Here is a 25526-nt window from a genome sequence, read left to right as displayed (position 1 = left end):
GATGGCTCGGTGCTGGTCAAGTGGATTCGCTGCACCGTGGTGGACCGCCGCGGGTTCGAGCGGGGGCAGCGGAAGTGGGCGGGGTTGCTCGGCGAGCCCGGGTTCCGGGGACAGGGGGGAGGCTGGAGCCGGGCGCGCCCCGATGTGGTGCACCTCTTCGGCTTCTGGGAGAGCCGGGCGTTCTACGACTCCTTCATGGCGCGCTCGCACGACCGGCTGGCGGCCTCGCAGGTCGGCACGTTCAGGAACACCCAGGTGCGGCTCTTCGAGCACCGCTTCGATGTGAAGGTCGGATTCCGGCCGCAGTTCACGGATGCGGACGTCGTGCGCTTCGCCCACTGCCGGGTCCGTGAGAACCGGGTCGAGCACTTCACGCTCATGCAGGAGAAGGTGTGGAATCCGGCGATGGCCGGCTCGCCCGGAATGCTGCGCGGCGTCTTCGGCGAAGCGCCCGGCCAGGAGTTCCTCGTGCTGTCGATGTGGAACTCCGAGGCCGAGCACGGGAAATACCGTGCGGACCGGGTGGAGCGGCTCGGTCTTCGGGCGCAGACCGAGGCCGACGTCGCGGCCATCACAGGCGACGTCGTGGAGATAGAGCAGGCGTGGACGGTGTGACGACCGGCCCGGGGCGTTCCCGGGCCGGCGTCAGGGATGCCGTCCGCCGTCAGGCCGCCGGGGCGTAGACCCCCGCCCGGACCCCGGCGAGCACGCTGTCGGCTGCCTGCTCCGCCACAGCCGCGTCGAGGGGTTCGCGGGTGATGAACAGCCGGAAGAACAACGGCGCGGACACCGCCCGCGCGACCGCGCCCGCATCGGTACCGGGCGGGGCCTCGCCGCGCTCGACGGCCCGCTCGACCATCGGCGCGCAGCGCCCGAAGCGCTCGGCGTAGAAGCGGCGCAGCGCCTCCGAGGCGCGTTCGGACTGGAAGGCCGCGCTGATGAAGGCGGTGGGGGCGGCCGCGACCGCCGGGTCGCCGAAGGTGTCGACGACCTCACGGGCCAGGGCCAGCAGGTCTCCTCGCAGGGAGCCGGTGTCCGGAGGGGTCCAGCTGTCCTCGCCCGCCAGATCGAGGGCGTCCGCCACCAGCCCTTCGACGCTGCCCCAGCGGCGGTACAGCGTGGTCTTGTGAACGCCGGAGTGCTCGGCGACGTACTCGACGCTCAGCCCGGGGTAACCGTGCTCCGCCAGTCCGGTGAGGACGGCGTCGCGCACGGCGGCACGGGTGCGGGCGGTGCGGCCGCCGGGGCGCACGGTGCCCGGGGTGCTGGGGGAGGGGGTCTCCGAAGGCAACTGCAACTCCCGTTGCGTTAAGAGGGTGGGCTCTGTCATGCTGAGCGTAACGCAACACCGGTTGCGTTTGCCTTATGGTCGCCTGCCCGTTTTCGGAGGTCCCTCCATGCCTACCCAGCTCTCTCTGCGCGAGGTGTCCCTCTCCCGTGGCGACCGTCTGCTCCTCGACGGCGTGTCCCTCTCGGTGCGGGCGGGCGAAAGAGTCGGTGTCGTCGGGGAGAACGGCGCCGGAAAGTCCACTCTGCTGAAGCTCCTGGCCAAAGCGGAGCGGCCCGATGACGGCACGGTGGTGGCCTCGGCCGACGGCGGCATCGGATACCTCGACCAGACGCCCGACCTGCCCCCGGACGGCACGGTCGCACAGGCGGTCGACGCCGCCCTCGCCGAACTGCGCACCATGGAGGGTCGCCTGCGCGAGCTGGAGACCACCCTGGCCACGGCCGGACCCGGCACGCTCGAGGAATACGGGGACCTGCTCACCGCCTTCGAAGCCCGCGGCGGTTACGAAGCCGACGCACGGGTCGACAAGGCCCTGCACGGCCTGGGCGTCGGCCATCTCGACCGGGACCGCCGCCTGGGCACCCTCTCGGGCGGCGAACAGGCCCGGCTCGGCCTGGCCTGCACCCTCGCCGCCGCACCCGAGGTCATGCTGCTGGACGAACCCACCAACCATCTGGACGGCGCGGCCCTGGCCTGGCTGGAGGACGCCCTGCGCGCCCATCGCGGCACGGTGGTGGCCATCTCCCACGACCGGGTCTTCCTCGAGCGCGTCGCCACCGCCGTGGTCGAGGTCGACGCCGACCGGCGGACCCTGGTCCGCTACGGCGGCGGCTACGCCGGCTACCTCGCGGAGCGCACGGCGGCCCGCCGACGGTGGGAAGAGGCATACGAACGCTGGTGTGCGGAGACCGAGGCGCTCACCGAGACCGCCCGGACCACCGCCCGCGCCGTGGCCCAGGGACGTGCCATCAAGGACGGCAACAAGATGGCCTACGACCGGGACAAGGGGCGTGTGCAGTCCTCGGTCTCCAGCCGCGTGCGCAATGCCCGGGAACGGCTTCGCAGGCTGGAGGAGGCCCCCGTGCCCCGCCCGCCGGAACCGCTGCGTTTCGCCGCCCGGCCGGCCGTGGGAACCGCAGGAGGGGCCCTGGTGACGCTCGAGAACGTACGGGTGGGCGACCGCCTCGCCGTCGACGCCCTGGAGGTACGGGCAGGGGAGCGGCTGCTGGTGCGCGGGGCCAACGGCGCCGGGAAGTCGACGCTGCTGCGCCTGATGGCGGGGGTCGCCCGGCCCGACACCGGCACGGTCCACAGAAGCGGCCGTATCGGCTACCTCGCCCAGGAGATTCCCGTGAGCCGACCGGCCGAGCGGCTGCTGGAGGCCTTCCGCCGGGGGCTGCCGGGGACGGATGAAGAGCAGGAGGCCCTCCTGTTGTCCTACGGACTCTTCCGGGAACGCGATCTTCACGTGCCCGTCGGGTCGCTCTCGGCCGGACAGCGCCGCCGCCTCGCCCTCGCCCGGCTGCTGGCCCGCCCCGCCGACCTGCTGCTGCTCGACGAGCCCGCAAATCACCTCGCCCTCGGCCTGGTCGAGCAGCTCGAGCAGGCCTTGGACGCGTGGGCCGGGGCCCTGGTGATCGTCTCCCACGACCGGGCGCTGCACCGTCGCTTCACCGGCCACCGGTGCGAAATACGCGCCGGCCGGGCGCTGCTCACCCGGGGCCACGAGGCGGCCGCCGACGGCTCGAACTAGGGTTGACGGCATGGCACGGCCCCGGCGCATAGTCCTCCTCCGGCACGGAGAGTCCGAAGGCAATGTCGACGACACCGTCTACGAACGCGAGCCCGACCACGCCCTGTCGCTGACGACGACCGGCCGCAAGCAGGCCGAGGCCGCCGGCCTGCGGCTGCGGGAGGTGTTCGGGGAGGAATACGTCTCCGCTTACGTCTCGCCGTACCGGCGCACCCATCAGACCTTCCATGCCCTCGGCCTCGACCCGAGCCGGGTCCGCGTCCGGGAGGAGCCGCGCCTGAGGGAGCAGGACTGGGGAAACTGGCAGGAGCGGGAGGACGTGCGCCGCCAGAAGGCCTACCGGGACGCCTACGGCCACTTCTTCTACCGCTTCGCGCAGGGCGAGTCGGGCGCCGACGTCTACGACCGGGTCGGCTCCTTCCTGGAGAGCCTGTGGCGCAGCTTCGAGGACCCCGGCCACCCGCCGAACGTCCTGCTCGTCACCCATGGCCTGACCATGCGGCTGTTCTGTATGAGGTGGCTGCACTGGACCGTCGCCGAGTTCGAATGCCTGTCGAATCCCGGCAACGGCGAGACGCGCATGCTGCTGCTCGGACCGGACGGCAGGTATCACCTGGACCGGCCGTTCGACCGCTGGTGCACCCCCGAATCGTATGGCTTCACCGGTTAGAGTTCGCAGCGATGACAGCTGACCGATTCCCCCGAGCCCTGGCGAGCCTGCGAGGGCTGGCCGTGGGCGACGCCCTCGGCTCCCAGTTCTTCGTCCCCGCCAACTATCCGTCGCTCAAGCGCCGCGAGCTGCCGCCCGCGCCCTGGCAATGGACCGACGACACCGAGATGGCCTGCTCCGTGCTGGCCGTCCTCGCCCGGCACGGCCGCATCGACCAGGACGCCCTCGCACAGTCCTTCGCCGAGCACCACGACTTCGACCGCGGCTACGGCCCGGCGGTCAACCGCATGCTGCGCCTGGTCAGGGAAGGCGGCGACTGGCGGGAGCTGGCCGCCGCCCTGTTCAAGGGCCAGGGCTCCTGGGGCAACGGCGCCGCCATGCGCATCGCCCCGCTCGGCGCCTGGTACGCCGACGACCCCGAGCAGGCGACCCACCAGGCGGAGATCTCGGCCTACACCACCCACCAGCACCGCGAAGCGGTGGCCGGCAGCATGGCCGTGGCCGCCGCTTCCGCCATCGCCGCCGGCCCGGCCGGCTCCGTCACCCCCGAGGCCCTGCTGGACGGCGTGATCGCACTCGTGCCGCGCAGCGCGGTCCAGGCGGGGCTGCGCCGCGCCCGCGACATGCTCGACTACGGCGACGCGACCACCGTCGCCGCCGTCCTGGGCTGCGGCCGCCGTACCAGCGCGCATGACACCGTGCCGTTCGCGCTGTGGGCGGCGGCCCGCCATCTCGACTCGTTCGAGGAGGCGTTCTGGACGACGGCGCAGGCCGGCGGCGATGTGGACACCACCTCCGCCATCGCGGGCGGCGTGGTCGCCGCAGCGGAACGAGGCGCTCCGCCGGCGGACTGGCTGCGGCACACCGAGGCGCTCCCCGACTGGCTGCCGCGGGCCGCGCGCTGAGCGCAGGGCGAGGAGTGGGGGCGGGGCGGGACACGCCGGGCGCGGGGGCGTAACCTTACAGGCGCCATGCCCTACCAACCGCCTACCCACAGCGTCGAGCGCTCGCTCCGAGCGACGACCGGAGCAAAGATCGTCGCTGGTGTGGACGAGGTCGGCCGGGGCGCCTGGGCCGGACCCGTCACCGTGTGCGCGGCCATCACCGGCCTGCGCCGTCCGCCCGAGGGCCTCACGGACTCCAAGCTGCTGACGCTCAAGCGGCGCACCGCGCTCGCCGAGACCCTGGAGACGTGGGTCACGGCCTACGCCCTGGGCCACTCCTCCCCGCAGGAGATCGACGAGCTGGGCATGACGGCGGCCCTGCGGCTGGCCGCGACGCGCGCCCTGGAGGCGTTGCCCGTGCGGCCGGACGCGGTGATCCTCGACGGCAAGCACGACTACCTCGGCGACCCGTGGAAGGTCCGTACGGTCATCAAGGGCGACCAGTCCTGTGTGGCCGTGGCGGCGGCCTCCGTGATCGCCAAGGTGCGGCGCGACACGATGATGGCCGAACTGGGCGCGAGCCACACCGACTTCGGGTTCTGCGACAACGCCGGATACCCCTCGCCGGTGCACCGCGCCGCCCTGGAAGAGCTGGGCCCGACCCCGCACCACCGGCTGTCCTGGTCCTACCTGGACGCGCTGCCCAAGTGGCAGCACCTCAAGCGGGCCCGTATCGCCCCGGAAAACGTGGCATTGGAGGCCGGAGGCCAGCTCGGCTTCGACTTCTGAGCGGCCCAAAACGCCACCCGCCGACGCGACTCGCACCGGCGTTTGATAAACATCATTTCATGCCTCTCATCCCCGAGGAGCCTCAGATTCACGAGAGTGTCCCGGGTCCCCGCGCAGTTCCGGCCGCCGGCCGCCCCGCGATGACCCCCCGCCCTGTCCCTGGTCCCCGCCCGGCTCCGACGCGGTCCGGCAGCCCCGGCCCGCGCAGCGGACCCGTTCCCTCCCCGCGCGCCCCGCGTGCCGCGGAGGCGGGCGCGCAGGCGGCCACACCGCAGATCCAGCTGATCCCCGCCTCGGCGCAGGGTGCCCTGGACGCCGCGGACGAGGCCGTCGACCTGCTGCTCGACACCGGCCGGGCGCCCGGCGAGGTGCTGGTCCTCACCACAGGTGAGGCGCACCCGTGGGCCGCGCACGAGCTGTCCTTCGGCGAGGCGTCCTACTGGGCGCAGCACGATGCCGCGGAGGACGTCTTCTACGCGGCCGCCGACGCCGACCGGATCTCGACCCGCCCCGTCGTGGTCGTCGCCGTCAACGGCGGTTCGGACGCGGCGGTGGCCGGTGCGCTTCCCGCGGCCATGGCCCGCGCGGGTGCGCTGCTGATCGTCTGCGGCGATCCGCAGCGCGTCAACGCCCTTCTGTCCACGAGCGCCTGACGGGTGATCGCGGTGGCCGTCCGCTCCTGAGGGAGCGTGTCGGCCGCCGTGTCCTCCCGTGTCACCGGGCGGCCGTGTGGCGGTGTGCTTCGGGTGCCCCGCCGCCGAAGCCGATCGGCGCGGCCGGATGGGCGGAGGAGCGGGGATAGCGCCCGCTGCGCCCCTCGCCCAGGATGTGCCAGCCGGCCGCGGTGAGCGTGATGTAGGCGCCGCAGCGCAGCCCGTGCAGCGTGCAGGCGTCCCGCAGCGCCCACATCCAGGCGCCGTCCTCCTCGGTCCAATGGGCTTCGCCCTCGCGGCAGTAGAGCAGTACGGCCGTACGGGCCGGGGTGCGTCTGCGCAGGTCGTGCGGGATCACCAGACGGAGCTGCGAGAGCAGTGCGTTGCGCAGCTCCCAGCCGTCGGTGGCGCTCGTCCGCATGGCCGGCCGGGTGAAGGAGGCGCTTGCCGCCAGCCGGTCGTCCGGATGGAAGACGGCGGCGACTGCCGTGGACGGAGCCGGCCGGTGCCTGGCGTACAGCCCCCTGACGACCTCGCGCGGACTGCGCAGCAGGGGGACGCCGGACGCGACCCACTCAGCGGGCTCGAGCAGCCTGCCCAGACGGGTGACGGAGTCGGCGGACGGCGGCGAGGCGGTGCCGAAGGCCATGATTCTCCCTTCGTCTGCACGCCCGCTGGTCGGGCGGGATGCCGGCAGGGCGGCACGCCGCGACGGCGGTCCCGGCAGGCCGCCGACGGGCGGGAGTGGGGAGTCGGTCCAATTCTCGCGGTCCCACCGGCCGTGCGGCAACGATCAATTGGCGCCACTGACCGGTATCTGGCGGTCCGCCGACGAAATTCCCCTTCGCCTCTCCTGCCCCTCCGCGCTCACCCCTGAACGGCCAGGACCAGCGGAAACACCTCCTTCGCCCCGGATCGCCGCAGCAGCCGTGCGGCCACGGCGAGCGTCCAGCCCGTATCCGCCAGGTCGTCCACGAGCAGCACCGGACCACCGGCCGAGGCCAGCGCCTCGGCGAGGGCCGGAGGGACGGTCAGCGCTCCGTCCAATGCCCGCAGACGCTGTGCGCTGTTGGTACGCGGCACCCGCGTGTCCACTTCCCCGTGCCCGTACTCGACCGTGCCGAGGAGCGGCATGCGGCCGATCCGGGCGATGCGCTCGCCCAGGGAGCCGATCAGGCGCGGCCGGGTGCGGGAGGCGACGGTGACGACGCCCACCGGCCGGGCGGGAGCGTCCGGTGCCCCCGATGCCCAACCGCCGGGGCCCCGGGCCCAGTCGGCCAGAACGGTGACCACGGCGTCGGCCACATCGTCCGGAATCTCGGCGTCCGGAGCCTGCGGGGCGAGGAGGGGACGCAGCCGGTTGCCCCAGCCGATGTCGGAGAGCCGCCCGAGCGCCCGGCCGGGAGAGGCCTGCTCGCCCGCCGGGATGCGGCCCTTGAGGTCCACGCCGACCGCGGGCATGCCCGTCGGCCACATCCGTCGTGGCTCCACCTCCACTCCGGGGCGGCCCAGCTCGCCCCGGGAGGCGTCCAGCGCCCCGGAGGAGACATCCGCGGTGAACCGGGGAGCGGCGCAGTTGTCGCACCGTCCGCACGGGGCGGCCTGCTCGTCGTCCAGCTGGCGGCGCAGGAACTCCATCCGGCACTGCGTGGTCGTGGCGTACTCGCGCATCGCCTGCTGCTCCGCCTCGCGCTGGCGCGCGACCCATGCGTACCGCTCGGCGTCGTACACCCATGGCTCGCCCGTCGAGGTCCAGCCCCCGCGCACCCGGTGGACGGCTCCGTCCACGTCGAGGACCTTGAGCATGGTCTCCAGCCGGGAGCGTCGAAGGTCCACCTGGGGCTCCAGAGCGGGCAGCGACACCGGGCGCCCGGCGGCGGCCAGTACGTCCAGCGTGCGGCGGACCTGCTCCTCGGGAGGGAAGGCCAGCGAGGCGAAGTACTTCCAGATCGCCTCGTCCTCGCGGCCCGGCAGCAGCAGCACCTCGGCGTGCTGCACGCCACGGCCGGCGCGGCCCACCTGCTGGTAGTAGGCGATGGGGGAGGAGGGCGAGCCCAGGTGGACCACGAAGCCGAGGTCCGGCTTGTCGAAGCCCATGCCCAGCGCGGAGGTGGCCACGAGCGCCTTGACCCGGTTGGCGAGCAGGTCCTCCTCCGCCTGCTGCCGGTCGGCGTTCTCCGTCTTGCCCGTGTACGACGCCACGGTGTGCCCGCGTCGGCGAAGGAAGGCCGTCACCTCCTCGGCCGCCGCGACGGTCAGGGTGTAGATGATCCCGGAGCCCGGCAGGTCGTCGAGGTGGTCGGCGAGCCAGGCCAGCCGGTGGGCGGCGTCCGGCAGGCTCAGCACGCTCAGGCTCAGGCTCTCCCGGTCCAGCGGGCCGCGCAGGACGAGCGCCTCTTCCGCGCCCTCGCCCGTGCCCAGCTGTTCGGCGACGTCGGCGGTGACACGGGCGTTGGCCGTGGCGGTGGTCGCGAGCACGGGCACGCCCGGCGGCAGGTCGGCCAGCATGGTGCGCAGCCGGCGGTAGTCCGGGCGGAAGTCGTGGCCCCAGTCGGAGATGCAGTGGGCCTCGTCGACGACCAGCAGGCCGGTGGCGGCGGCGAGCTTGGGCAGCACCTGATCGCGGAAGTCGGGATTGTTGAGCCGCTCGGGGCTCACCAGCAGCACGTCGACCTCGCCCGCCGCCACCTCGGCCTGCACGGTCTCCCACTCCTCGGTGTTGGAGGAGTTGATCGTGCGGGCGTGGATGCCCGCCCGGGCGGCCGCGTCCACCTGGTTCCGCATGAGCGCGAGCAGCGGGGAAACGATCACCGTCGGGCCGGCGCCGCGCTCGCGTAGCAGCGCGGTCGCGACGAAGTACACCGCGGACTTGCCCCAGCCGGTGCGCTGCACGACCAGCGCGCGGCGGCGGTCGGCGACGAGCGCCTCGATCGCGCGCCACTGGTCCTCGCGCAGTCTCGCCGTGCCCGTGGTGTCTCCGACGAGGCGGGCGAGAACGGTGTCCGCCGAGGTGCGGAGGGCTTCGTTGGTCATGGCCCCATGCAACACGAGGGCACTGACAAAGCGCGAATGGGCCGCCGGACCTGTGGAAAACCCGGGCAGGCGGTTATCCACAGAGTTAGTACGACAAGATGCCTGGAGTTATCCACAGGGCTGGCGGGCTCGCCCGGGGCCGCGGGACTCTCGGGCCATGACGCAGCACAACGAATCCGCCCGCACATCCGCCTCGTCCGCCGCCTCGACGCCCGCGTGGGAATCCCGGACGGAGACCCAGATCACCCTCCGCAGCCCAGCCGAACTCGCCGATGCCCTGCCCTACTTGATGGGGTTTCATCCAACTGACTCGGTCGTCATGCTGGCCCTGCACGGCGAGCGCGGACGCTTCGGAGGCCGGCTCAGGCTCGGGATTCCGGACAACGAAGAGGAGTGGAGCGATGTCAGCGACCAGCTCGCCGAAACCCTCGTCGCGGGCTGCGGTAAGCGGGGCTCCCGGCCCGACGGCATCGTCCTGTTCCTGTGCCAGGACCCTGCGAAGGAAGAGGAGAGCGCACGACAGGTGATGGAGCGGCTCCGCCCGCTCGCCCAGAGCCTGCGCCTGGCGTGCGGCGGGCTGGACGTGCCGGTGTACGAGGCGCTGTGCATCTCCGGCGGCAGGTTCTGGTCCTACTGCTGCCCCGACGAGCGCTGCTGTCCCCCGGAAGGCACCCCCCTGGCCGTGCCCGGCACCTCGGTGATGGCCGCGGCAGCCGCCTACGCCGGCATCCAGGTGCGCGGAACACTACGCGAGATGGAGTCCCGCTACGCTCCGCTCGCCGGCCGGCGGGCCGAGGAACAGGAATCGGCGCTGGACGCGGCCGCCGCGGATCTCATCCCGCGCATCCTCAGGGGAACGGACTGCGAGACGGTCCGCCACGAGACCCTGGATCTCGCGCGCCTGGTCATGGAGCGGTTCCACGACGCCCCGCCCGCCGCGTCCCGGCCGGAGGCCGACGCGAGGGACGACGACCTGCTGGCGTCCGACGAGGCGGCGGCCATCGTCCTCGGCCTCCAGGACCGCACCACGCGCGACCGCGCCGCGGAGTGGATGGAAGGACCGAAGGCCCCGGCGGCGCTGCGCGTCTGGCGCGCCCTGGCCCGCCGCTGTGTGGGGCCGTACGTCGAACACGCGGCGGCACCCCTCACCCTCGCCGGCTGGGTCGCCTGGTCGACCGGTGATCACCCCGAGGCCCGGGTCGCCCTCAGCCGGGCCCTGAGCGCCGACCCCGAGTATCTGTTCGCCCAACTGCTGCACCGTGCGTGCAACGACGGCATGGACCCCGAGCTCCTGCGCCGCTGTCTGCGCCGTGAACGCGCTGACCGCGTAGTGAACCACCGGGCCGTCGGCGCCGGAGCCGACCGGCCCGGAGCCTCGGTGCCGACGGCTTCCGTCGATGCGCCGGAGAACGACGTACTGGAGGTGGCGGCGGAGGCGGAAGCGCCTGGTGACACGCAGGCGACGGACAACGTGGCTACAGGCCAGGCCACCGCCCGGGCCACCGCCCAGGCCGCCACCCCGGCGGGCGGGTCGCGCCGACGCGGAACCAGCCCCGTCGGCCCCGGAGGTGCGAACGGGAAGAGCCGCCCGGACGGGGCGGCCAGTGCGAACGGACCGGCGGGGAAGGCGCGCACGCGGCGGCGCGCGGGGCAACGGGGGGTGCGGGGTCGGCAGTGAGGTTCGCCACGGGCGGGCCCCCGTGACCTCGGCGGGTCCGCCGCCGTTCACCTGAGTGGCCCGCACTCGTTGTCGGTCGTCCAGGTCCGTGACGCCCAAGGGAGCGCAGACACGTGCAAGGCATTGCCCCCAACGGCCCTTCGATCCACCGCCCACCCGAGCAACGGCGCCCCCCGGCCGGACGGGCCCCCGCACCGCAACCCGTTCATCAGGCGCTGATCTGCGTCGCCCTGCCCGCGTTCGCCATCTCCGGGGAGCACGGGCAGCTCACCGGCGACGGACTCGAAGGCTTCTACAGGGGTGGGCGCCGCCTGCTGGCGAGGTGCCGGGTGAAGGTCGCCGGCGCCGAGCCGGTCCCCGTCCAGGGGCGCATGCTCACCGCGGACCGGGCCCGCTTCGTCGGCACGGTGCGGACTCCCGCCGAGGCGGGGCCCGACCCGGCCGTGACCGTCGAGCGGGTGCGGGACGCCGAGGGCATCGAGCGGATCACCGTGCGCAGCGCGGCCGTGCAGGAGCTGCGGCTGGTGGTCGAGGTGTCCCTGGGCACCGACCTCGCCGAGCTGGGCGCGATCGCCGCCGGACGCGCCGGCCCCGAGATCCCGGCCGCCGTGCACGCCTCCGGGCTGCGTTGGTCGGCGCCCGGCCTGCACGCGGTGGTCACGGCCGACCCCCAGCCGGGGGACGTACTCGCCTCGGCCGGGCTGCTGTGCTGGGAGATACAGCTGCCCCCCGGCGGCAGCCGGAACATCGAACTACGGGTCCGGCCTGAACTGCCGGGCAGGCCCCGCACGCCCGAGCCCGTCGCCGCCAGCCGGGGCGGGGCACCGCCTCCCTGGGGCGACGCGGAGGCCGACGGGGACGACACACGGGCGGCCGCACTGCTGGCGGCGAGCCTCGCCGACCTCCGGGCCCTGCTCGTACGCGACCCCGGGCATCCGGGCGACGTCCATCTCGCCGCCGGCATTCCCTGGCGCTGCGGTCAACTCGCCCCCGCCGAGGCGCTGTGGGCCGCCCGCATGACGCTGCCCCTGGGGGTCCGCCTGGCCGCGGGCACGCTCCGCACCCTGGCTCGTATGCAACTGCCCGGGCCGGGGCCCGACCGCGGCCGCATTCCCGGCGCGCTGCGGCACTCGGGGGCCCACCTGCCGCCCGGTTGCACGGGCGTCGAGGCGACGCTGCTGTTCCCCGTCGTCCTCGCGGAGGCCAGGCGCTGGGGCCTGGCCGACCAGGAGACGGAGGGGCTGCTGCCCGCGGCCGAGGGGTGCCTGGAGTGGCTGCTGGCGTCCGTCCGGGACGGGGTGTACCTCCCGGACCCGGCGCCGGGAGGCCCCTACCGCTGTGAGGTCCAGGCGCACGCGCACCGGGCCGCCCTGCTCGGCGCCGACCTGCTCGAGTCCTACGGCCGCCCCGGCGCGGCCGGGCTGCGGGAGTGGGCGGCCGGTCTGCGGCGCCGCTTCCAGGAGGACTTCTGGACCGACGACCTCGGCGGCGGCCGGCCCGTGGCGGCACGCACCCCCGACGGGCGGCGGATACCTCACCTCGGCAGCGCCGCCGCTCATCTGCTCGACACGGGCCTGCTCGGCGGCGGCGCGTACGCCGCTGGACTGCTGGACAGGGTGCAGACCGAGCAGGTGGCCCGGCTCCTGGGTGGCCCCGCCCTCGATTCCGGCTGGGGGCTGCGCAGCCTGGGGGCCAAGGAGCCGGGGCACAACCCGTTCGGCCACCGCAGTGGGGCCGTGCGCGTCCATGAGACGGCCGTCGCCGTGGCCGGGCTCGTGGCGGCCGGTTATGAGAAGGAAGCGGGCGGCCTATTGCGCGGGGCGTTGGACGCGGCCGAGGCCTTCGGCTATCGGCTGCCGGAGATGTACGCGGGGGAGCAGCGCATCACCGGCAGCGCGCCCCTGCCGCATCCCGCGGCCTGCCGGCCCGCGGCCGTCGCGGCGGCAGGCGCGGTCCAGTTGCTGGCCTCGCTCGCCGGGGTGCGCCCCGATGTTCCGGCAGGCAGTGTGGCCGTCCGGCCGCCGCGCACCGCACCGCTGGGCGAGCTGCGGTTCACGGGGCTCCGCGTCGCCGAGCAGCCGTTCGCCGTGAGGATCAGCCGGCTCGGACTGGGCATGGTCGAGGAGGCCGCCGATGGCCTGCAGTTGGGGGCGTGAACGTCATGCGTGTCAGGTTGTCCGACGGCCCCCTGGCGGGCAATGGTCAAGAGCCTGTTTATCGTCAGGAAGACGACTATGATCGCGTCATGCCTTACGACCCGTCGGCTTACCCGCCCTTCGCAGTCACCGTCGACCTGGTCGTGCTCACCGTGCGGCGGCACGCGCTGTGCGCGCTGGCCGTGCGGCGTGGCGAGCCCCCGTTCCAGGGCCGCTGGGCGCTGCCCGGCGGGTTCGTGCGGGGTGACGAGGACCTGGCGACGGCGGCCGCGCGCGAGCTGGCCGAGGAGACGGGGCTGCACGCCCACGACCCGGCGGGGCCGGCGATCGCCAACGCCGCGCACCTCGAGCAGCTCGCCACCTACGGCGACCCCAAGCGCGACCCGCGCATGCGGGTGGTGAGCGTCGCGCACCTCGCGCTCGCGCCCGACCTGCCCGCCCCGCGCCCCGGTGGCGACGCGCGCAGCGTGCGCTGGGCGCCGGTGGAGGACCTGCTGGACCAGGAGGTCGGCTACGGCCGCGAGGACGAACAGGCCGCGCCGTTGGCCTTCGACCACGCCCGCATCCTCGCGGACGGCGTCGAGCGCGCCCGTTCGAAGATCGAGTACTCCTCGCTGGCCACCGCCTTCTGCCCCCAGGAGTTCACCGTCGGGGAGCTGCGCCGGGTCTACGAAGCGGTGTGGGGTGTGGCCCTGGACCCCCGCAACTTCCACCGCAAGGTCACCGGCACCCCCGGCTTCCTGGTGCCGACGGGCGGGACGACGACACGCCAGGGAGGGCGCCCGGCGCAGCTCTTCAGCGCGGGCGGTGCCACCCTGCTCAACCCCCCGATGCTCCGGCCCGAGGCCTAGCCCGGGCCGGGCGGCCGCAGTCGCGGGCCCTGGGGCGTCGCACCCGCACGGATGTGACACGCGTGTCTGAAGATGCCTGCGTTGCGTAGCAAATAGGACATATCGGGTTACGGTGCTGCGGTACGGTCCCGTCGTCCCGCGAGTGAAGCCATGATTCAGGCCATCGGACTGACCAGCGTTCCCCGCCGCCAACAGCCTCCCGTCGTCGACGACCTCACCTTCGAGGCCCGCCCCGGGCGCGTCACCGTCCTGCTCGGCGAGCCCGGAGCGGGCAAGACCACCGCCCTGCGCCTCATGCTGCGCCTCGACCCCGGTCGCGGCGTCGCCCTCTTCCGCGGTCGCACCCTGGACCGGATCCCCCACCCGACCCGCGAGATCGGCGTCCTGCTCGGCGACGTCCCCGGTCATCCCTCCCGCACCGCCCGGGGCCACCTGCGCATGCTCAGCGCGGCCGCAGGGGTCCCCGTCGAGCGCGCCGACGACGTCCTCGAGGTCGTCGGGCTCAGCGGCCTCGCGGACCAGCGCCTCGGCGACTTCTCGCTCGGCATGGACCGCCGCCTCGGCCTTGCCTCCGCCCTCCTCGGCGACCCCCACACGCTCGTACTCGACGACCCCGCCGAGGGGCTCTCCCCGCGCGAGACCGCGTGGCTCCACGGGCTGCTGCGCGGCTACGCGGCCCAGGGCGGCGCCGTACTCGTCACCTCCCGTGACGCCAAGGAGGCGGGCCGCATCGGCGACCGGGTGGTCACCATCGACGAGGGTCGTCTGATCGCCGACCAGGAGGCCGCCGCCTTCGCCGGCTGCCGGCTGCGGCCCCGCGTCGCCGTCCGGTCGCCGCTGGCGAACCGTCTCGCCCACGTCCTCGCCGCGGAGGCCGACAAGGCCGGCGAAGTGACGGGCGGCCCTCCCGTCGAGGTCGTGCACGAAGGCGGCAGCCGCATCTCCGTCTACGGCAGCAGCTGCGCGGCCGTCGGCGAGACCGCCTACCGGCACGGCATCCTCGTGCACCGCCTGACCGAGGAGACCGGCGACACCGGCCCCGTAACCCCCCTGGAGCGGGCCGACGGCCGTCGCACCGACGCCGCGGACCCGCAGGCCGACGAGCCGGACGAGAGCGCTCCGCAGCCCGAAAGCGCCGTCCCCGCCGTCCCCACCGGCCTCAGCGCCCGGCTCACCGCACCCGGCCCCGTCTGGCCGCTGCGATACGAGCTGCGCCGGGCCACGGGCGTCCGCACCGGCTGGAACGTGGCCGCCGCCGCGCTCGCCGCCTCGCTGGTCGCCTCCGTACTGCTCGCCCGGACCGGCGCCCCTCCGGCGCTGCGGCTGCTCACGGGCTGGCCGGTCTGGCTGCCGCTGCCCCCCGCCGCGTTCGCCGCCGGGCTGCTCGGGGCGCTCGCTTTCGGCCAGGAATTCCGTTACCCGGCGCTCGCCCCCGACCAGGGCACCGTGCCGCGCCGCCTCGGCCTGCTGGGGGCGAAGCTCGCCGTCTCGGCCGCGGCCGCGCTGCTCCTGGCCCTCGTCTCCCTGGCCCTCGACGGCGCCGTTCTGCGGCTCCTCTTCGGCCGGTCCGTCGTCCTCTTCCCCGACGGCTGGGTCACCGCGCTCGCCGGCTGGACCGGGCTCACGCTGGGATGTGCCTGGGCGGGCCTGCTCGCCGCGGGTCTCTTCCGGTCCACCGCGCTGGGGCTGGTGGCGGTGCTGGCGGTACCCACGCTGGTGGTGCCCGTCCTGGGCGGACTGCTCTCCCGGCCGGCTGCCCGTTCGCTGATCGGGCTTCCGGAGAGGCTGCGCTCGGCCGCCGTGGTGCAGTGGCCGTCAAGTCTTGATCAGGGGATCTCGGCGGCCCTGCGGCTGATGTCGCAGCCCATCGGCTGGGCCCTGGCCCTGGCGCTGGCGGGGTTGCTCGGCGCCTACGTCCTCACCGTGTTCCGTGGCCGGCCGAGGTGATGGCTGTGCTATTGCGCCATGCCGGACGGCAGCGAACGCAGAGTGACAATCGGTCGGAAGGGGCGGGAGAAAAACACCCAACGCCATTACGCTCCGCAATCGCCCACTCTCGCAAGGTGCCCGATTCTGTCCGTTTGGACGTCAATTGCGAGGTAATGGGCGATCACCCTTTCGTGTGCTTTTCACCAAAGACCTCAAGGGGCTTCGAGGTGTCGCCGACAAAGGAAGCGTGAGTACCCTTGCGCACACCATGATGACCGCGGCTCGCCCCGCCGACTCCGGCCTCGCCGGCCCGGGCGAGCTAGACCGCTACTCCTACGCGGAGGCCCCCGGGCCCGACCGCGTCGCCTCGCCCGCCTGGGACGGCGAGGCGGAGCTGAGCCGCGCCGGCCGCCGCGCCGCCGGCAGCCGTGGCCGAGGGCTGCACGGCCAGCTCGTCCAGCAGCTGGGCCAGATGATCGTCTCCGGTGATCTGGGCGCAGACCGCCCGCTGGTCCCGGAGGAGATCGGACAGCGCTTCGAGGTCTCCCGCACCGTCGTCCGCGAATCCCTGCGCGTCCTCGAGGCCAAGGGCCTGGTCAGCGCGCGCCCCAACGTCGGAACCCGGGTCCGCCCCGTCAGCGACTGGAACCTGCTCGACCCCGACATCATCGAGTGGCGGGCCTTCGGGCCGCAGCGCGAGGACCAGCGCCGTGAGCTCTGCGAGCTGCGCTGGACCATCGAGCCGCTGGCCGCCCGGCTCGCCGCCGGCCACGGCCGCGAGGACGTCCAGCAGCGGCTCGCCGACATGGCCGAGATCATGGGGCACGCCCTCGCCCAGGGCGACTCCCTCACCTTCGCCCGCGCCGACGCCGAGTTCCACTCCCTCCTCCTGCAGGTCGCGGGCAACCGCATGCTCGAGCACCTCTCGGGCATCGTCTCCGCCGCCCTGCACGTCTCCGGCGCCTCGACCGGCGGCTGCGACCGCCCCTCCGAGGCGGGCGTCGGTCAGCACCTGCGGATCGTCGACGCCGTGGCCGCGGGCGACGCCGCCGGGGCCGAGGCGGCGATGCGCCAACTGCTCGTCGCGCACCCGGAGGTCGAGCGCGTGGTGCCCGCACCCCGCGAGCACTGACGGCGGAAGGGCACCGGACGGGGGCGGTACGTGCGGGACCGCTCGTCCAGCGCGCGCGTACGGCCGTACGCGCGAGCCGGATGGGCCGTTCCGCACGGCCGCAGACGGCGACCGAGTCGGCGATCTGTCCGCTTCAGTGGTGATTCACTCCGTTATGTGGTGTGACTCGGGCCACGAGGATTGGGCGTAACGCTCCTTGAGGCAGCGCGATGACTAAAGAGGTGGTGGCTGCGGAGGGAATACAGGCCTCGTTCGAGGTGCTGTGTTGCTCTGCACTATCGCCCGCGCCGTCGGTTCATCCTTTGCCGACGGTCGTCGGAACCGGTCGCCCGTTCAGGGCCGGCCGGGGCCGGAAGCCGTTTCCATCGTTCCGAGAGGTTGTTCGTGTCGGCCAGCACATCCCGTACGCTCCCGCCGGAGATCGCCGAATCCGAGTCTCTGATGGCGCTCATCGAGCAGGGAAAGGCCGAGGGGCAGATCGCCGGCGACGACGTGCGTCGGGCCTTCGAGGCTGACCAGATTCCGCCAACCCAGTGGAAGAACGTTCTGCGCAGCCTCAACCAGGTCCTCGACGAGGAGGGTGTGACGCTGATGGTCAGTGCCGCAGAGGCGCCCAAGCGCACCCGCAAGAGCGTCGCAGCGAAGAGCCCGGCGAAGCGCACCGCCACCAAGGCCGTTTCCTCCAAGACGGTCACGGCCCGGCAGTCGGCTTCCTCGACGTCCGGCACGTCCGCCCAGGGCGCGTACGACGCCGAGGGCGACGAGGCCGTGGCGCCCGCCAAGAAGACCGCCGCCAAGAAGGCGGTCGCCAAGAAGACGGTGGCCAAGAAGGCCACCGCCAAGAAGACGACGGCCAAGAAGACCGCCGCCAAGAAGGACTCCGACGAGATCCTCGAGGACGAGCTCCTCGAAGAGACTCCCACCCCGGGCAAGGGTGACGACGAGGACGAGAGCGGCGAGACCAAGGGCTTCGTCCTGTCCGACGAGGACGAGGACGACGCTCCCGCGCAGCAGGTCGCGGTCGCCGGTGCCACTGCCGACCCGGTCAAGGACTACCTGAAGCAGATCGGCAAGGTCCCCCTGCTCAACGCCGAGCAGGAGGTCGAGCTCGCCAAGCGCATCGAGGCCGGTCTGTTCGCCGAGGACAAGCTGGCGAACTCCGACAAGCTGGCCCCGAAGCTCAAGCGCGAGCTGGAGATCATCGCCGAGGACGGCCGGCGCGCCAAGAACCACCTGCTGGAGGCCAACCTCCGTCTGGTGGTCTCCCTGGCCAAGCGCTACACCGGCCGCGGCATGCTGTTCCTGGACCTGATCCAGGAGGGCAACCTCGGTCTGATCCGCGCGGTGGAGAAGTTCGACTACACCAAGGGCTACAAGTTCTCCACGTACGCCACGTGGTGGATCCGCCAGGCCATCACGCGCGCGATGGCCGACCAGGCCCGCACCATCCGTATCCCGGTGCACATGGTCGAGGTCATCAACAAGCTCGCGCGCGTCCAGCGCCAGATGCTCCAGGACCTGGGCCGCGAGCCCACCCCGGAGGAGCTGGCCAAGGAGCTCGACATGACCCCCGAGAAGGTCATCGAGGTCCAGAAGTACGGCCGTGAGCCGATCTCCCTCCACACCCCCCTGGGTGAGGACGGCGACAGCGAGTTCGGTGACCTCATCGAGGACTCCGAGGCGGTCGTGCCGGCCGACGCGGTCAGCTTCACGCTTCTGCAGGAGCAGCTGCACTCCGTCCTGGACACGCTGAGCGAGCGCGAGGCGGGCGTGGTCTCCATGCGCTTCGGCCTCACCGACGGTCAGCCCAAGACCCTCGACGAGATCGGCAAGGTCTACGGCGTCACGCGTGAGCGGATCCGTCAGATCGAGTCCAAGACCATGTCGAAGCTGCGTCACCCGTCGCGTTCCCAGGTTCTGCGCGACTACCTCGACTGATCCTGGCGTCGCGGTACCGCGCCCATCGATCCTGCAGGGCCCGGTTCCTCTTCGGAGGGGCCGGGCCCTGCGGGCTTCCGGATGCGCGGACGCCCTCCTGGGGTGACGCTGGGTAGACGAACGACTCCGCTGTGTCGGGAGAGTGTATGCGCGCCCTGAGGTACCCGCTGGCCGCGGCCTTCATGCTGCTGGCGGTTTCCGGCCATCCGGTGAGGGCGGTGGACCGCGGGGTCGTCGGGGGTCAGGTCGTAAAGGTGTCCGACGCGCCCTGGATGGTGGCTCTGGCGAGCCGGGAGCGGTTCGGTGGTCTACGGTCCGGGCACTTCTGCGGCGGGGCCGTGGTGGGCCGTACGACGGTTGTGACGGCCGCGCATTGTCTGAGCCGTGAGGTGCTCGGGGTCGATGTGGCGGATGCCAGGGATCTGCTGGTGATCGCCGGTCGGGACGATCTTCGCAGCCGGGCAGGGGCCGAGATTCCGATCCGCGGCATCTGGGTCAATCCCGATTTCGACACGGAGACCAACGCCGGGGATGTGGCCGTCCTCACCCTGGCGGAGCCGGTGCCGGCAGCGCGCGCGATCCCCATGGCCCCGGCGGGCGACGCGGCGTACGAGCCGGGGACGGCGGCCGGCGTCTACGGCTGGGGCGATCTGACCGGCACCGGCACCTATTCGGAGACGCTGCGTGGCGCCCGGGTGCTCGTGCTGGCCGACGCGCTGTGCCGGCGGGCCTATCCGGGCGGACCGGAGGGCACGTACAGCCCCGCGACGATGCTCTGCGGGGGCCTGCCGCTGGGCGGGCGGGACGCCTGTCAGGGCGACAGCGGGGGTCCGCTGGTGGCACGGGGGCGTCTGGTGGGGCTGGTGTCGTGGGGGAGCGGCTGTGCCCAGCCGGGTCGGCCGGGGGTCTATACGCGGATCTCGGCCGTGGCCGGGCTGGTACGGGCGCACAGTAGCGACGCGCTGCCGGAGAAGGCGCCTCCGGCGCGGCAGCCACCTCTTCCGGCGGGCTCACCGCCCGCGGCGCCACCGCCCCAGCAGCCGCATGCGGCGCAGAGGCCCCATCACCGGGGGCCGGGATGAGCTCGCCCGGTGCCCTGGGGTGGCCTGCGATCGCAAGAAGGTACGAGAGCGGGCGGCCTCCCCGGTGGGGGAGCCGCCCGCGGCTGTCCAGCCCTGGATGGCGGGACCTCGCTCGTCGTGGGATGCGATGTGTCAGCGTTCCACTGCGGACTCAGCGGTCCTCGTCGGACGCGGACGCCGGGACGGCGGTCAACCGCTCCGTCTCGTCCTGTATCTCCGCGGCGATCTTCTTGAGTTCTGGCTCGAACTTGCGGCCGTGGTGGGCGCAGAAGAGCAGTTCACCGCCGCTCATGAGAACGACGCGCAGGTAAGCCTGAGCGCCGCACCGGTCGCAGCGGTCAGCGGCCGTCAGCGGGCTCGCGGGGGTCAGAACAGTAGTCACGTCGCCTCTTCTCTAGCTCGACGAGCTGTCGTACCAGGGTCAACATCCAACCAGGCCGAAAACGTTCCCGCTCGTGGCTTTTCCTCGAAACTTCCTTCCGAGTGAGCCGGATCTTGACGTTTGGCGGCGAATGAGCCGTATTGCGTGGGCTTACGGTTTCACGTCGCTGGGGGTTGTCGTCCTCCCCGGCCGGCTTGCCGGGTTGTTCTTGAGGACGTGCCCGGAGCCTAAATGGTTCATGCCTCGAAGGGAACGTGATGTGCACGTCACCCCATCGGGGTATCGAACATGTGATCGAATCTCGATTAGGATGGTTGTTCTCAAGGGTGGCGGCACAAAGGCTCTACCAGGCCTCGGTACCCTCTGAACGGCAACCGAGCCACTCATGTGCCCGCAGTCGGGGCAGCCAGAAATTCAGCGAGGAGCGAACCGCGTGACCGCCGATACGTCCGTGCCGTCCACCGCATTGCTGACCGGGGCAGACCGGGACGGATCCAACTACACCGCGCGGCACCTGCTCGTCCTCGAGGGCCTCGAAGCCGTCCGCAAGCGGCCCGGCATGTACATCGGGTCGACGGACAGCCGCGGCCTGATGCACTGCCTCTGGGAGATCATCGACAACTCCGTCGACGAGGCCCTGGGCGGCTACTGCGACCGCATCGATGTGATCCTCCACGAGGACGGTTCGGTGGAGGTCCGGGACAACGGCCGTGGCATCCCCGTGGACGTCGAGCCCAAGACCGGCCTGTCCGGCGTCGAGGTCGTGATGACCAAGCTGCACGCCGGCGGCAAGTTCGGCGGCGGCTCGTACGCCGCCTCCGGCGGTCTGCACGGCGTCGGCGCCTCCGTCGTCAACGCGCTGTCGTCCCGGCTGGACGTCGAGGTCGACCGGAACAGCAGGACGCACTCGATCAGCTTCCGCCGCGGCGTCCCCGGCATCTTCACCGAGTCCGGCCCGGACGCCCCCTTCGACCCCGCCAACGGCCTCCTCAAGGGCAAGAAGGTCCCCAAGGCCCGCACCGGCACCCGCGTCCGGTACTGGGCGGACCGGCAGATCTTCCTCAAGGACGCGAAGCTCTCCCTGGAGAACCTCTACGGCCGTGCCCGCCAGACGGCGTTCCTCGTGCCGGGCCTGACGATCGTCGTCCGCGACGAGCGCGGCCTCGACGGCCAGGAGAGCACCGAGGAGACCTTCCGCTACGACGGCGGCATCAGCGAGTTCTGCGAGTACCTCGCGCAGGACAAGGCCGTCTGCGACGTGCTGCGGCTGAGCGGCCAGGGCACCTTCAAGGAGACCGTGCCCGTCCTCGACGACCGCGGCCACATGACCCCCACCGAGGTCACCCGCGAGCTCGGCGTCGACATCGCGCTGCGCTGGGGCACCGGCTACGACGCCACGGTGAAGTCCTTCGTCAACATCATCGCCACCCCCAAGGGCGGCACGCATGTGGCCGGATTCGAGCGGTCGATCGCCAAGACCGTCAACGAGGCGCTGCGCTCGACCAAGCTGCTGCGGGTCGCCGAGGACGACGTCGTCAAGGACGACGCCATGGAGGGGCTCACGGCGGTCGTGACGGTGCGGCTCGCGGAGCCGCAGTTCGAGGGGCAGACCAAGGAGGTGCTGGGCACCTCGGCCGCCTCCCGGATCGTGGCCAACGTCGTCGCGAAGGAGCTCAAGGCCTTCCTGACCTCCACCAAGCGCGACGCCAAGCAGCAGGCCCGGGCCGTGCTGGAGAAGGTGGTGGCCGCGGCCCGCACGCGCATCGCGGCCCGCCAGCACAAGGAGGCCCAGCGGCGGAAGACGGCGCTGGAATCCTCCTCGCTGCCGGCCAAGCTCGCCGACTGCCGCAGCGACGACGTCGAGCGCAGCGAGCTGTTCATCGTCGAGGGCGACTCGGCGCTCGGCACCGCGAAGCTGGCTCGCAACTCCGAATTCCAGGCGCTGCTCCCGATCCGCGGCAAGATCCTGAATGTCCAGAAGTCGTCGGTCTCCGACATGCTCAAGAACGCCGAGTGCGGCGCGATCATCCAGGTGATAGGAGCCGGTTCCGGCCGCACCTTCGACATCGACGCCGCGCGGTACGGGAAGGTCATCTTCCTTGCCGACGCCGATGTGGACGGCGCGCACATCCGCTGCCTGCTGCTGACGCTCTTCCAGCGCTACATGCGGCCCATGGTGGAGGAGGGCCGGGTCTTCTCGGCGGTGCCTCCGCTGCACCGGGTGGAGCTCACCCGCCCCAAGAAGGGGCAGGACAAGTACATCTACACCTACTCCGACAACGAGCTGCGGCAGACGCTGCTGGAGCTGGACCGCAAGGGCGTTCCCTACAAGGAGGGCATCCAGCGCTACAAGGGTTTGGGTGAGATGGACGCCGACCAGCTCGCGGAGACCACGATGGACCCGCGCCACCGCACCCTGCGGCGGATCAACATCAGCGACCTGGAGGCGGCGGAGCGCGCCTTCGATCTCCTGATGGGCAACGAGGTGGCGCCGCGCAAGGAGTTCATCACCAACTCCGCGGCCACGCTCGACCGCTCGCGCATCGATGCCTGAGTGACGCCGCGGCTGCTCCACGCCTGGGCCACGCCTGATCTACGAGGTCCATGTCTGATCCACGGCTGAGTCCATGCCTGATCCACGTCTGATCCACGCCTGCCGGGCCGTGGCCGGATTCCCCGGCCGCGGCCCGGCAGCCGTCCACCCCCGGGTGGAGAGAGGCTCTCCACCCGGACTCCACCCCGAACCCACCCGTGCTCCGATCCGGACCGGGAACCGACTCCGTAGCGTCGGATGCGTCGGTCATCCACGCAACTTCGCGGCTCGCCCGCGTTCTCACGGAGGCACTCCCATGTCCGGTCCGCTCGACGCCGCAGTGATCGTCGGGGTCTGCGCGCTCGTCCTCGCGCGGCAGCTGAAGCCGCAGCAGGTGGTCTCCGACGCCAAGAGCTGGGCGGTGCTGCCGGCCGTCCTGATCTTCATGTCCGTGCGCGAGCCCGGGCTGATCGATCCGGATCACCGGCCGGTCTCTCTGGCGCTGCTCGCGGCCGGGGTGCTGGCCGGTCTCGCGGCCGGAGCCGGGTGGGCGTGGACCACCCGAATATGGACGGACGCCTCCGGGGCGGTATGGGCCAAGGGCAGCGCGGCGACGGCGGCGATATGGCTCGGCGGCGCTGCTCTGAGGGTGGGCCTGTACGGTCTGGGTGTGCTGGCCGGGGTCCACCAGGGCGGCCCCGCCACGATGCTGACGATGGCGGCCATGCTGCTCGCCCGCACCGGGGTGGTGGTCTACCGGGCCCAGCACATACGCCCGGCGTACCGTGTGGCTGCCGGTGGCTGAGACCGAGGCCGCGGTGGAGGGAACGCGCGTGCCGATCGAGAACTGGAGCGAGTGGCCCGCCCGTGAGGCGCTGGCCGGGGTGGGGGTTCCCCGGCGGCGCCAGGTGGTGACCTGGGTGGTGCGGACCGCCCTGGTGGGGGTGTTCCTCTGGGGGGTGCTGCGGGAGGGCGTCTTCCATGGGTGGGGGTACGCCGCCCTCGCCGGGGGCTTCCTGCTCTGCGGGGGTGCCGTGTGGCGGTTCTATTTCTCGACGCTCGGGCGGCGGCTGTGGCTGTCGGTGGGGCTGTTGGGGGTGCTGCTGGCGGTGGGGGCAGCGGCGGAGTCCGCCGGTGCGCATGCCGTGGCCACGGGCCTGTGGTGCGTCTGCGCCACCATCGCGGTGGAGCGGCTGCCGCTCGGGTACGGGATGGCGGTCGCGGGGGTGGGCATGGCGGCGTACGTCCTGGTGAACGAGGACAGGTCGTTGACGACGGCGGGGACCGTGGCCGGGGTGCTGCTCATCGGGTATGCGCTGCGGCTGGACGAGGAGGCGCGGGGGGCCGGCTTCCGGCTGCTGGCACAGGAGCGGGCGGCCCGGCAGGCGGAGGCCGAGTCGGCGGCGCTGGCCGAGCGGGCCCGCATCGCCCGGGAGATCCACGACGTGCTCGCGCACAGCCTCTCCGCCCAGCTGGTGCACCTGGAGGCGGCGCGGCTGCTGATCGAGGGCGGGGCGGACAGGCAGCAGATCCTGGAGCGGGTCTCGGCGGCCCGGGGGATGGCCCGCGAGGGACTGGCCGAGACCCGGCAGGCGCTGTCCGCCCTGCGCGGTGAGCTGACACAGGCGGAGGACTTCCTGCGGGAGGCGGCGGCGTCGGAGGGGGCGCGACTGGAGGTGACGGGGGAGCCGCGCAGGCTGCCCGCCGAGGCCGGGCAGGCCGTGCGCAGGGTCGCGCAGGAGGCGCTGACCAATGTGCGCAAGCACGCTCCGGGCGCGCGGGTGGAGATGGGATTCGCCTATCTGGAGGGGGAGGTGGAGTTGTGGGTCCGGGACGGCGGCGGGCGCGGGAGCGTGGGCGTGCCGGCGTTGCCCGGCGCCGGGTACGGTCTGCTGGGCATGCGGGAGCGTGCCGAGTTGCTGGGCGGGACGCTGGAGGCCGGGCCGCCCGGAGATGACCAGGAGGGCTTTGTGGTGCGGCTGCGGGTGCCCGCGTGAGGGGCAGTACGGGCGGGGCGGGCGGCTCCGGTGACCGGCGGGCGGCACGGGTGGTGGTCGCGGACGACCAGACCGTGGTGCGTGAGGGCATTGTGATGCTCCTGGGGCTGCTGCCGGGCATCGAGGTCGTGGGGGCGGCGGCCGACGGCCTGGAGGCGGTGCGGCTGGTGGCCGAACACGCCCCGGATGTGGTGCTGATGGACCTGCGGATGCCGCGCTGCGACGGCGTCGAGGCGACGCGGCGGATCCGGGCGCAGTACCCGGCCACCCAGGTGGTGGTCCTCACCACCTATGCCGACGACGACTCGCTCTTCCCCGCCCTCCAGGCGGGCGCACGGGGATACCTCACCAAGGACGCCGGCGGGGAGGAGATCGTACGGGCCGTGGAGCATGTGATGTCGGGGGAGGCGGGGCTGTCGCCGAAGGTGCAACTGCGGCTCCTGGAGCGGCTCTCGGCTGCCGGGAGCCAGCGCCCGGCCGCCGGGCCCGTGGCCCCCCGGGAGCTGCCCGACGGGCTGACCGCCCGTGAGGCGGAGGTGCTCTCGCTCGTCGCCGAGGGGATGAGGAACGCGGAGATCGCCCGCCGGCTGCAGGTGAGCACGGCGACGGTGAAGACGCATATCAACAACCTGTTCGCCAAGACAGGTGTGCGCGACCGGGCGGAGGCCATGCGATACGCCTTCCGGCATGGCATCGCCCGGCCACCCGGGACGCCTATCACCTGATGGGGTGAACGTCCGCTGGTGGGCGGGGCTGGATCTTTCCGGTCTGTCCA

At 72.7% G+C, this 25526-nt stretch carries 21 protein-coding genes; 17 read left to right on the top strand and 4 right to left on the bottom strand.

The annotated features are described in order from the left end of the window. The first annotated feature begins 9 nt into the window (after positions 1 to 9). The gene (locus ACIGXW_RS18725) at positions 10 to 615 is read left to right on the top strand and encodes a YdbC family protein (protein ID WP_071961837.1); all 606 of its coding nucleotides are present in this window, start codon (positions 10 to 12) and stop codon (positions 613 to 615) included. Between the two features lie 49 nt (positions 616 to 664). Here ACIGXW_RS18725 and ACIGXW_RS18720 read toward each other — a convergent pair whose 3' ends face one another. Beyond that, positions 665 to 1330 carry a TetR/AcrR family transcriptional regulator gene (locus ACIGXW_RS18720; RefSeq protein WP_399573981.1) on the bottom strand — a complete coding sequence of 222 codons (666 nt, stop codon included), beginning with the start codon at positions 1328 to 1330 and terminating at the stop codon, positions 665 to 667. A gap of 67 nt (positions 1331 to 1397) precedes the next feature. Between ACIGXW_RS18720 and abc-f the strand changes: the two genes are divergently transcribed. From abc-f to ACIGXW_RS18695, 5 genes are all read left to right on the top strand, one after another. Next, a complete protein-coding gene (gene abc-f / locus ACIGXW_RS18715) occupies positions 1398 to 3044 on the top strand; it encodes a ribosomal protection-like ABC-F family protein (protein WP_399573980.1) in 1647 nt (548 codons plus the stop codon). Between the two features lie 10 nt (positions 3045 to 3054). Continuing rightward, positions 3055 to 3714: a histidine phosphatase family protein gene (locus ACIGXW_RS18710; protein ID WP_071961831.1), complete on the top strand. Its 660-nt coding sequence runs from the start codon at positions 3055 to 3057 to the stop codon at positions 3712 to 3714. An 11-nt stretch (positions 3715 to 3725) separates the two neighbouring features. Next, the gene (locus ACIGXW_RS18705; protein ID WP_399573978.1) at positions 3726 to 4619 is read left to right on the top strand and encodes an ADP-ribosylglycohydrolase family protein; all 894 of its coding nucleotides are present in this window, start codon (positions 3726 to 3728) and stop codon (positions 4617 to 4619) included. Positions 4620 to 4685: 66 nt separating this feature from the next. Further along, positions 4686 to 5387 (top strand): ribonuclease HII, encoded by a 702-nt coding sequence (locus tag ACIGXW_RS18700; protein WP_071961829.1) that lies wholly within the window; start codon positions 4686 to 4688, stop codon positions 5385 to 5387. Between the two features lie 59 nt (positions 5388 to 5446). After that, on the top strand, positions 5447 to 6040 hold the full coding sequence (locus tag ACIGXW_RS18695; RefSeq protein ID WP_071961828.1) for a hypothetical protein: 594 nt from the start codon (positions 5447 to 5449) through the stop codon (positions 6038 to 6040). Positions 6041 to 6101: 61 nt separating this feature from the next. On the opposite strand, the gene ACIGXW_RS18690 is transcribed toward ACIGXW_RS18695, so the two are convergent. Next, positions 6102 to 6689, bottom strand: coding sequence for a hypothetical protein (locus ACIGXW_RS18690; protein ID WP_399573977.1), 588 nt, complete (start codon positions 6687 to 6689; stop codon positions 6102 to 6104). 218 nt (positions 6690 to 6907) lie between these two features. After that, positions 6908 to 9073, bottom strand: coding sequence for a RecQ family ATP-dependent DNA helicase (locus ACIGXW_RS18685; protein ID WP_399573976.1), 2166 nt, complete (start codon positions 9071 to 9073; stop codon positions 6908 to 6910). Positions 9074 to 9230: 157 nt separating this feature from the next. On the opposite strand from ACIGXW_RS18685, the gene ACIGXW_RS18680 reads away from it, so the two are divergent. The 7 genes from ACIGXW_RS18680 to ACIGXW_RS18650 all read left to right on the top strand — a co-directional run bounded on the left by ACIGXW_RS18680 (position 9231) and on the right by ACIGXW_RS18650 (position 19839). Continuing rightward, positions 9231 to 10751, top strand: coding sequence for a DUF4192 domain-containing protein (locus tag ACIGXW_RS18680; RefSeq protein WP_399573975.1), 1521 nt, complete (start codon positions 9231 to 9233; stop codon positions 10749 to 10751). 113 nt (positions 10752 to 10864) lie between these two features. Further along, on the top strand, positions 10865 to 12907 hold the full coding sequence (locus ACIGXW_RS18675) for a glycogen debranching N-terminal domain-containing protein (protein WP_399573974.1): 2043 nt from the start codon (positions 10865 to 10867) through the stop codon (positions 12905 to 12907). Between the two features lie 89 nt (positions 12908 to 12996). Then, a complete protein-coding gene (locus ACIGXW_RS18670; RefSeq protein ID WP_071961825.1) occupies positions 12997 to 13758 on the top strand; it encodes an NUDIX hydrolase in 762 nt (253 codons plus the stop codon). 150 nt (positions 13759 to 13908) lie between these two features. Then, on the top strand, positions 13909 to 15705 hold the full coding sequence (locus tag ACIGXW_RS18665) for an ATP-binding cassette domain-containing protein (protein WP_399573973.1): 1797 nt from the start codon (positions 13909 to 13911) through the stop codon (positions 15703 to 15705). Positions 15706 to 15880: 175 nt separating this feature from the next. Continuing rightward, a complete protein-coding gene (locus ACIGXW_RS18660; RefSeq protein WP_360910737.1) occupies positions 15881 to 16819 on the top strand; it encodes an FCD domain-containing protein in 939 nt (312 codons plus the stop codon). A gap of 384 nt (positions 16820 to 17203) precedes the next feature. Continuing rightward, positions 17204 to 18757: an RNA polymerase sigma factor gene (locus tag ACIGXW_RS18655; protein ID WP_399573972.1), complete on the top strand. Its 1554-nt coding sequence runs from the start codon at positions 17204 to 17206 to the stop codon at positions 18755 to 18757. A gap of 146 nt (positions 18758 to 18903) precedes the next feature. After that, complete coding sequence (locus ACIGXW_RS18650) at positions 18904 to 19839, top strand: S1 family peptidase (protein ID WP_399573971.1); 936 nt, start codon at positions 18904 to 18906, stop codon at positions 19837 to 19839. Between the two features lie 151 nt (positions 19840 to 19990). Here the strand turns inward: ACIGXW_RS18650 and ACIGXW_RS18645 are convergent, their stop codons facing one another. After that, the gene (locus ACIGXW_RS18645; protein WP_071961820.1) at positions 19991 to 20221 is read right to left on the bottom strand and encodes a hypothetical protein; all 231 of its coding nucleotides are present in this window, start codon (positions 20219 to 20221) and stop codon (positions 19991 to 19993) included. Positions 20222 to 20654: 433 nt separating this feature from the next. Here ACIGXW_RS18645 and ACIGXW_RS18640 point away from each other — a divergent pair, with 433 nt between their 5' ends. The 4 genes from ACIGXW_RS18640 to ACIGXW_RS18625 all read left to right on the top strand — a co-directional run bounded on the left by ACIGXW_RS18640 (position 20655) and on the right by ACIGXW_RS18625 (position 25476). Beyond that, the gene (locus tag ACIGXW_RS18640; RefSeq protein WP_071961819.1) at positions 20655 to 22775 is read left to right on the top strand and encodes a DNA topoisomerase IV subunit B; all 2121 of its coding nucleotides are present in this window, start codon (positions 20655 to 20657) and stop codon (positions 22773 to 22775) included. Between the two features lie 295 nt (positions 22776 to 23070). Then, a complete protein-coding gene (locus ACIGXW_RS18635; protein WP_071961818.1) occupies positions 23071 to 23559 on the top strand; it encodes a DUF1453 family protein in 489 nt (162 codons plus the stop codon). After that, positions 23552 to 24751: a sensor histidine kinase gene (locus tag ACIGXW_RS18630; protein ID WP_399573970.1), complete on the top strand. Its 1200-nt coding sequence runs from the start codon at positions 23552 to 23554 to the stop codon at positions 24749 to 24751. The genes ACIGXW_RS18635 and ACIGXW_RS18630 overlap by 8 nt, the downstream gene beginning before the upstream one ends. After that, entirely contained in the window at positions 24748 to 25476 is a 729-nt protein-coding gene (locus ACIGXW_RS18625) for a response regulator (protein ID WP_399573969.1), read from the top strand. Before ACIGXW_RS18630 ends, ACIGXW_RS18625 begins: the two co-directional genes overlap by 4 nt. Positions 25477 to 25526 lie beyond the last annotated feature (50 nt).

The organism is Streptomyces sp. NPDC053079 (assembly GCF_044546695.1).
In the GTDB taxonomy this organism is placed as follows: Bacteria; Actinomycetota; Actinomycetes; order Streptomycetales; family Streptomycetaceae; genus Streptomyces.
This window is presented reverse-complemented; position numbering and strand designations above follow the sequence as displayed.

Excerpts from the sequence above, each read along its gene's own strand:
- ACIGXW_RS18720 (WP_399573981.1), bottom strand. The coding sequence starts at position 1,330 with ATGACAGAGCCCACCCTCTTAACGCAACGGGAGTTGCAGTTGCCTTCG.
- abc-f (WP_399573980.1), top strand. The coding sequence starts at position 1,398 with ATGCCTACCCAGCTCTCTCTGCGCGAGGTGTCCCTCTCCCGTGGCGAC.
- ACIGXW_RS18710 (WP_071961831.1), top strand. The coding sequence starts at position 3,055 with ATGGCACGGCCCCGGCGCATAGTCCTCCTCCGGCACGGAGAGTCCGAA.
- ACIGXW_RS18705 (WP_399573978.1), top strand. The coding sequence starts at position 3,726 with ATGACAGCTGACCGATTCCCCCGAGCCCTGGCGAGCCTGCGAGGGCTG.
- ACIGXW_RS18700 (WP_071961829.1), top strand. The coding sequence starts at position 4,686 with ATGCCCTACCAACCGCCTACCCACAGCGTCGAGCGCTCGCTCCGAGCG.
- ACIGXW_RS18695 (WP_071961828.1), top strand. The coding sequence starts at position 5,447 with ATGCCTCTCATCCCCGAGGAGCCTCAGATTCACGAGAGTGTCCCGGGT.
- ACIGXW_RS18690 (WP_399573977.1), bottom strand. The coding sequence starts at position 6,689 with ATGGCCTTCGGCACCGCCTCGCCGCCGTCCGCCGACTCCGTCACCCGT.
- ACIGXW_RS18685 (WP_399573976.1), bottom strand. The coding sequence starts at position 9,073 with ATGACCAACGAAGCCCTCCGCACCTCGGCGGACACCGTTCTCGCCCGC.
- ACIGXW_RS18680 (WP_399573975.1), top strand. The coding sequence starts at position 9,231 with ATGACGCAGCACAACGAATCCGCCCGCACATCCGCCTCGTCCGCCGCC.
- ACIGXW_RS18670 (WP_071961825.1), top strand. The coding sequence starts at position 12,997 with ATGCCTTACGACCCGTCGGCTTACCCGCCCTTCGCAGTCACCGTCGAC.
- ACIGXW_RS18665 (WP_399573973.1), top strand. The coding sequence starts at position 13,909 with ATGATTCAGGCCATCGGACTGACCAGCGTTCCCCGCCGCCAACAGCCT.
- ACIGXW_RS18650 (WP_399573971.1), top strand. The coding sequence starts at position 18,904 with ATGCGCGCCCTGAGGTACCCGCTGGCCGCGGCCTTCATGCTGCTGGCG.
- ACIGXW_RS18635 (WP_071961818.1), top strand. The coding sequence starts at position 23,071 with ATGTCCGGTCCGCTCGACGCCGCAGTGATCGTCGGGGTCTGCGCGCTC.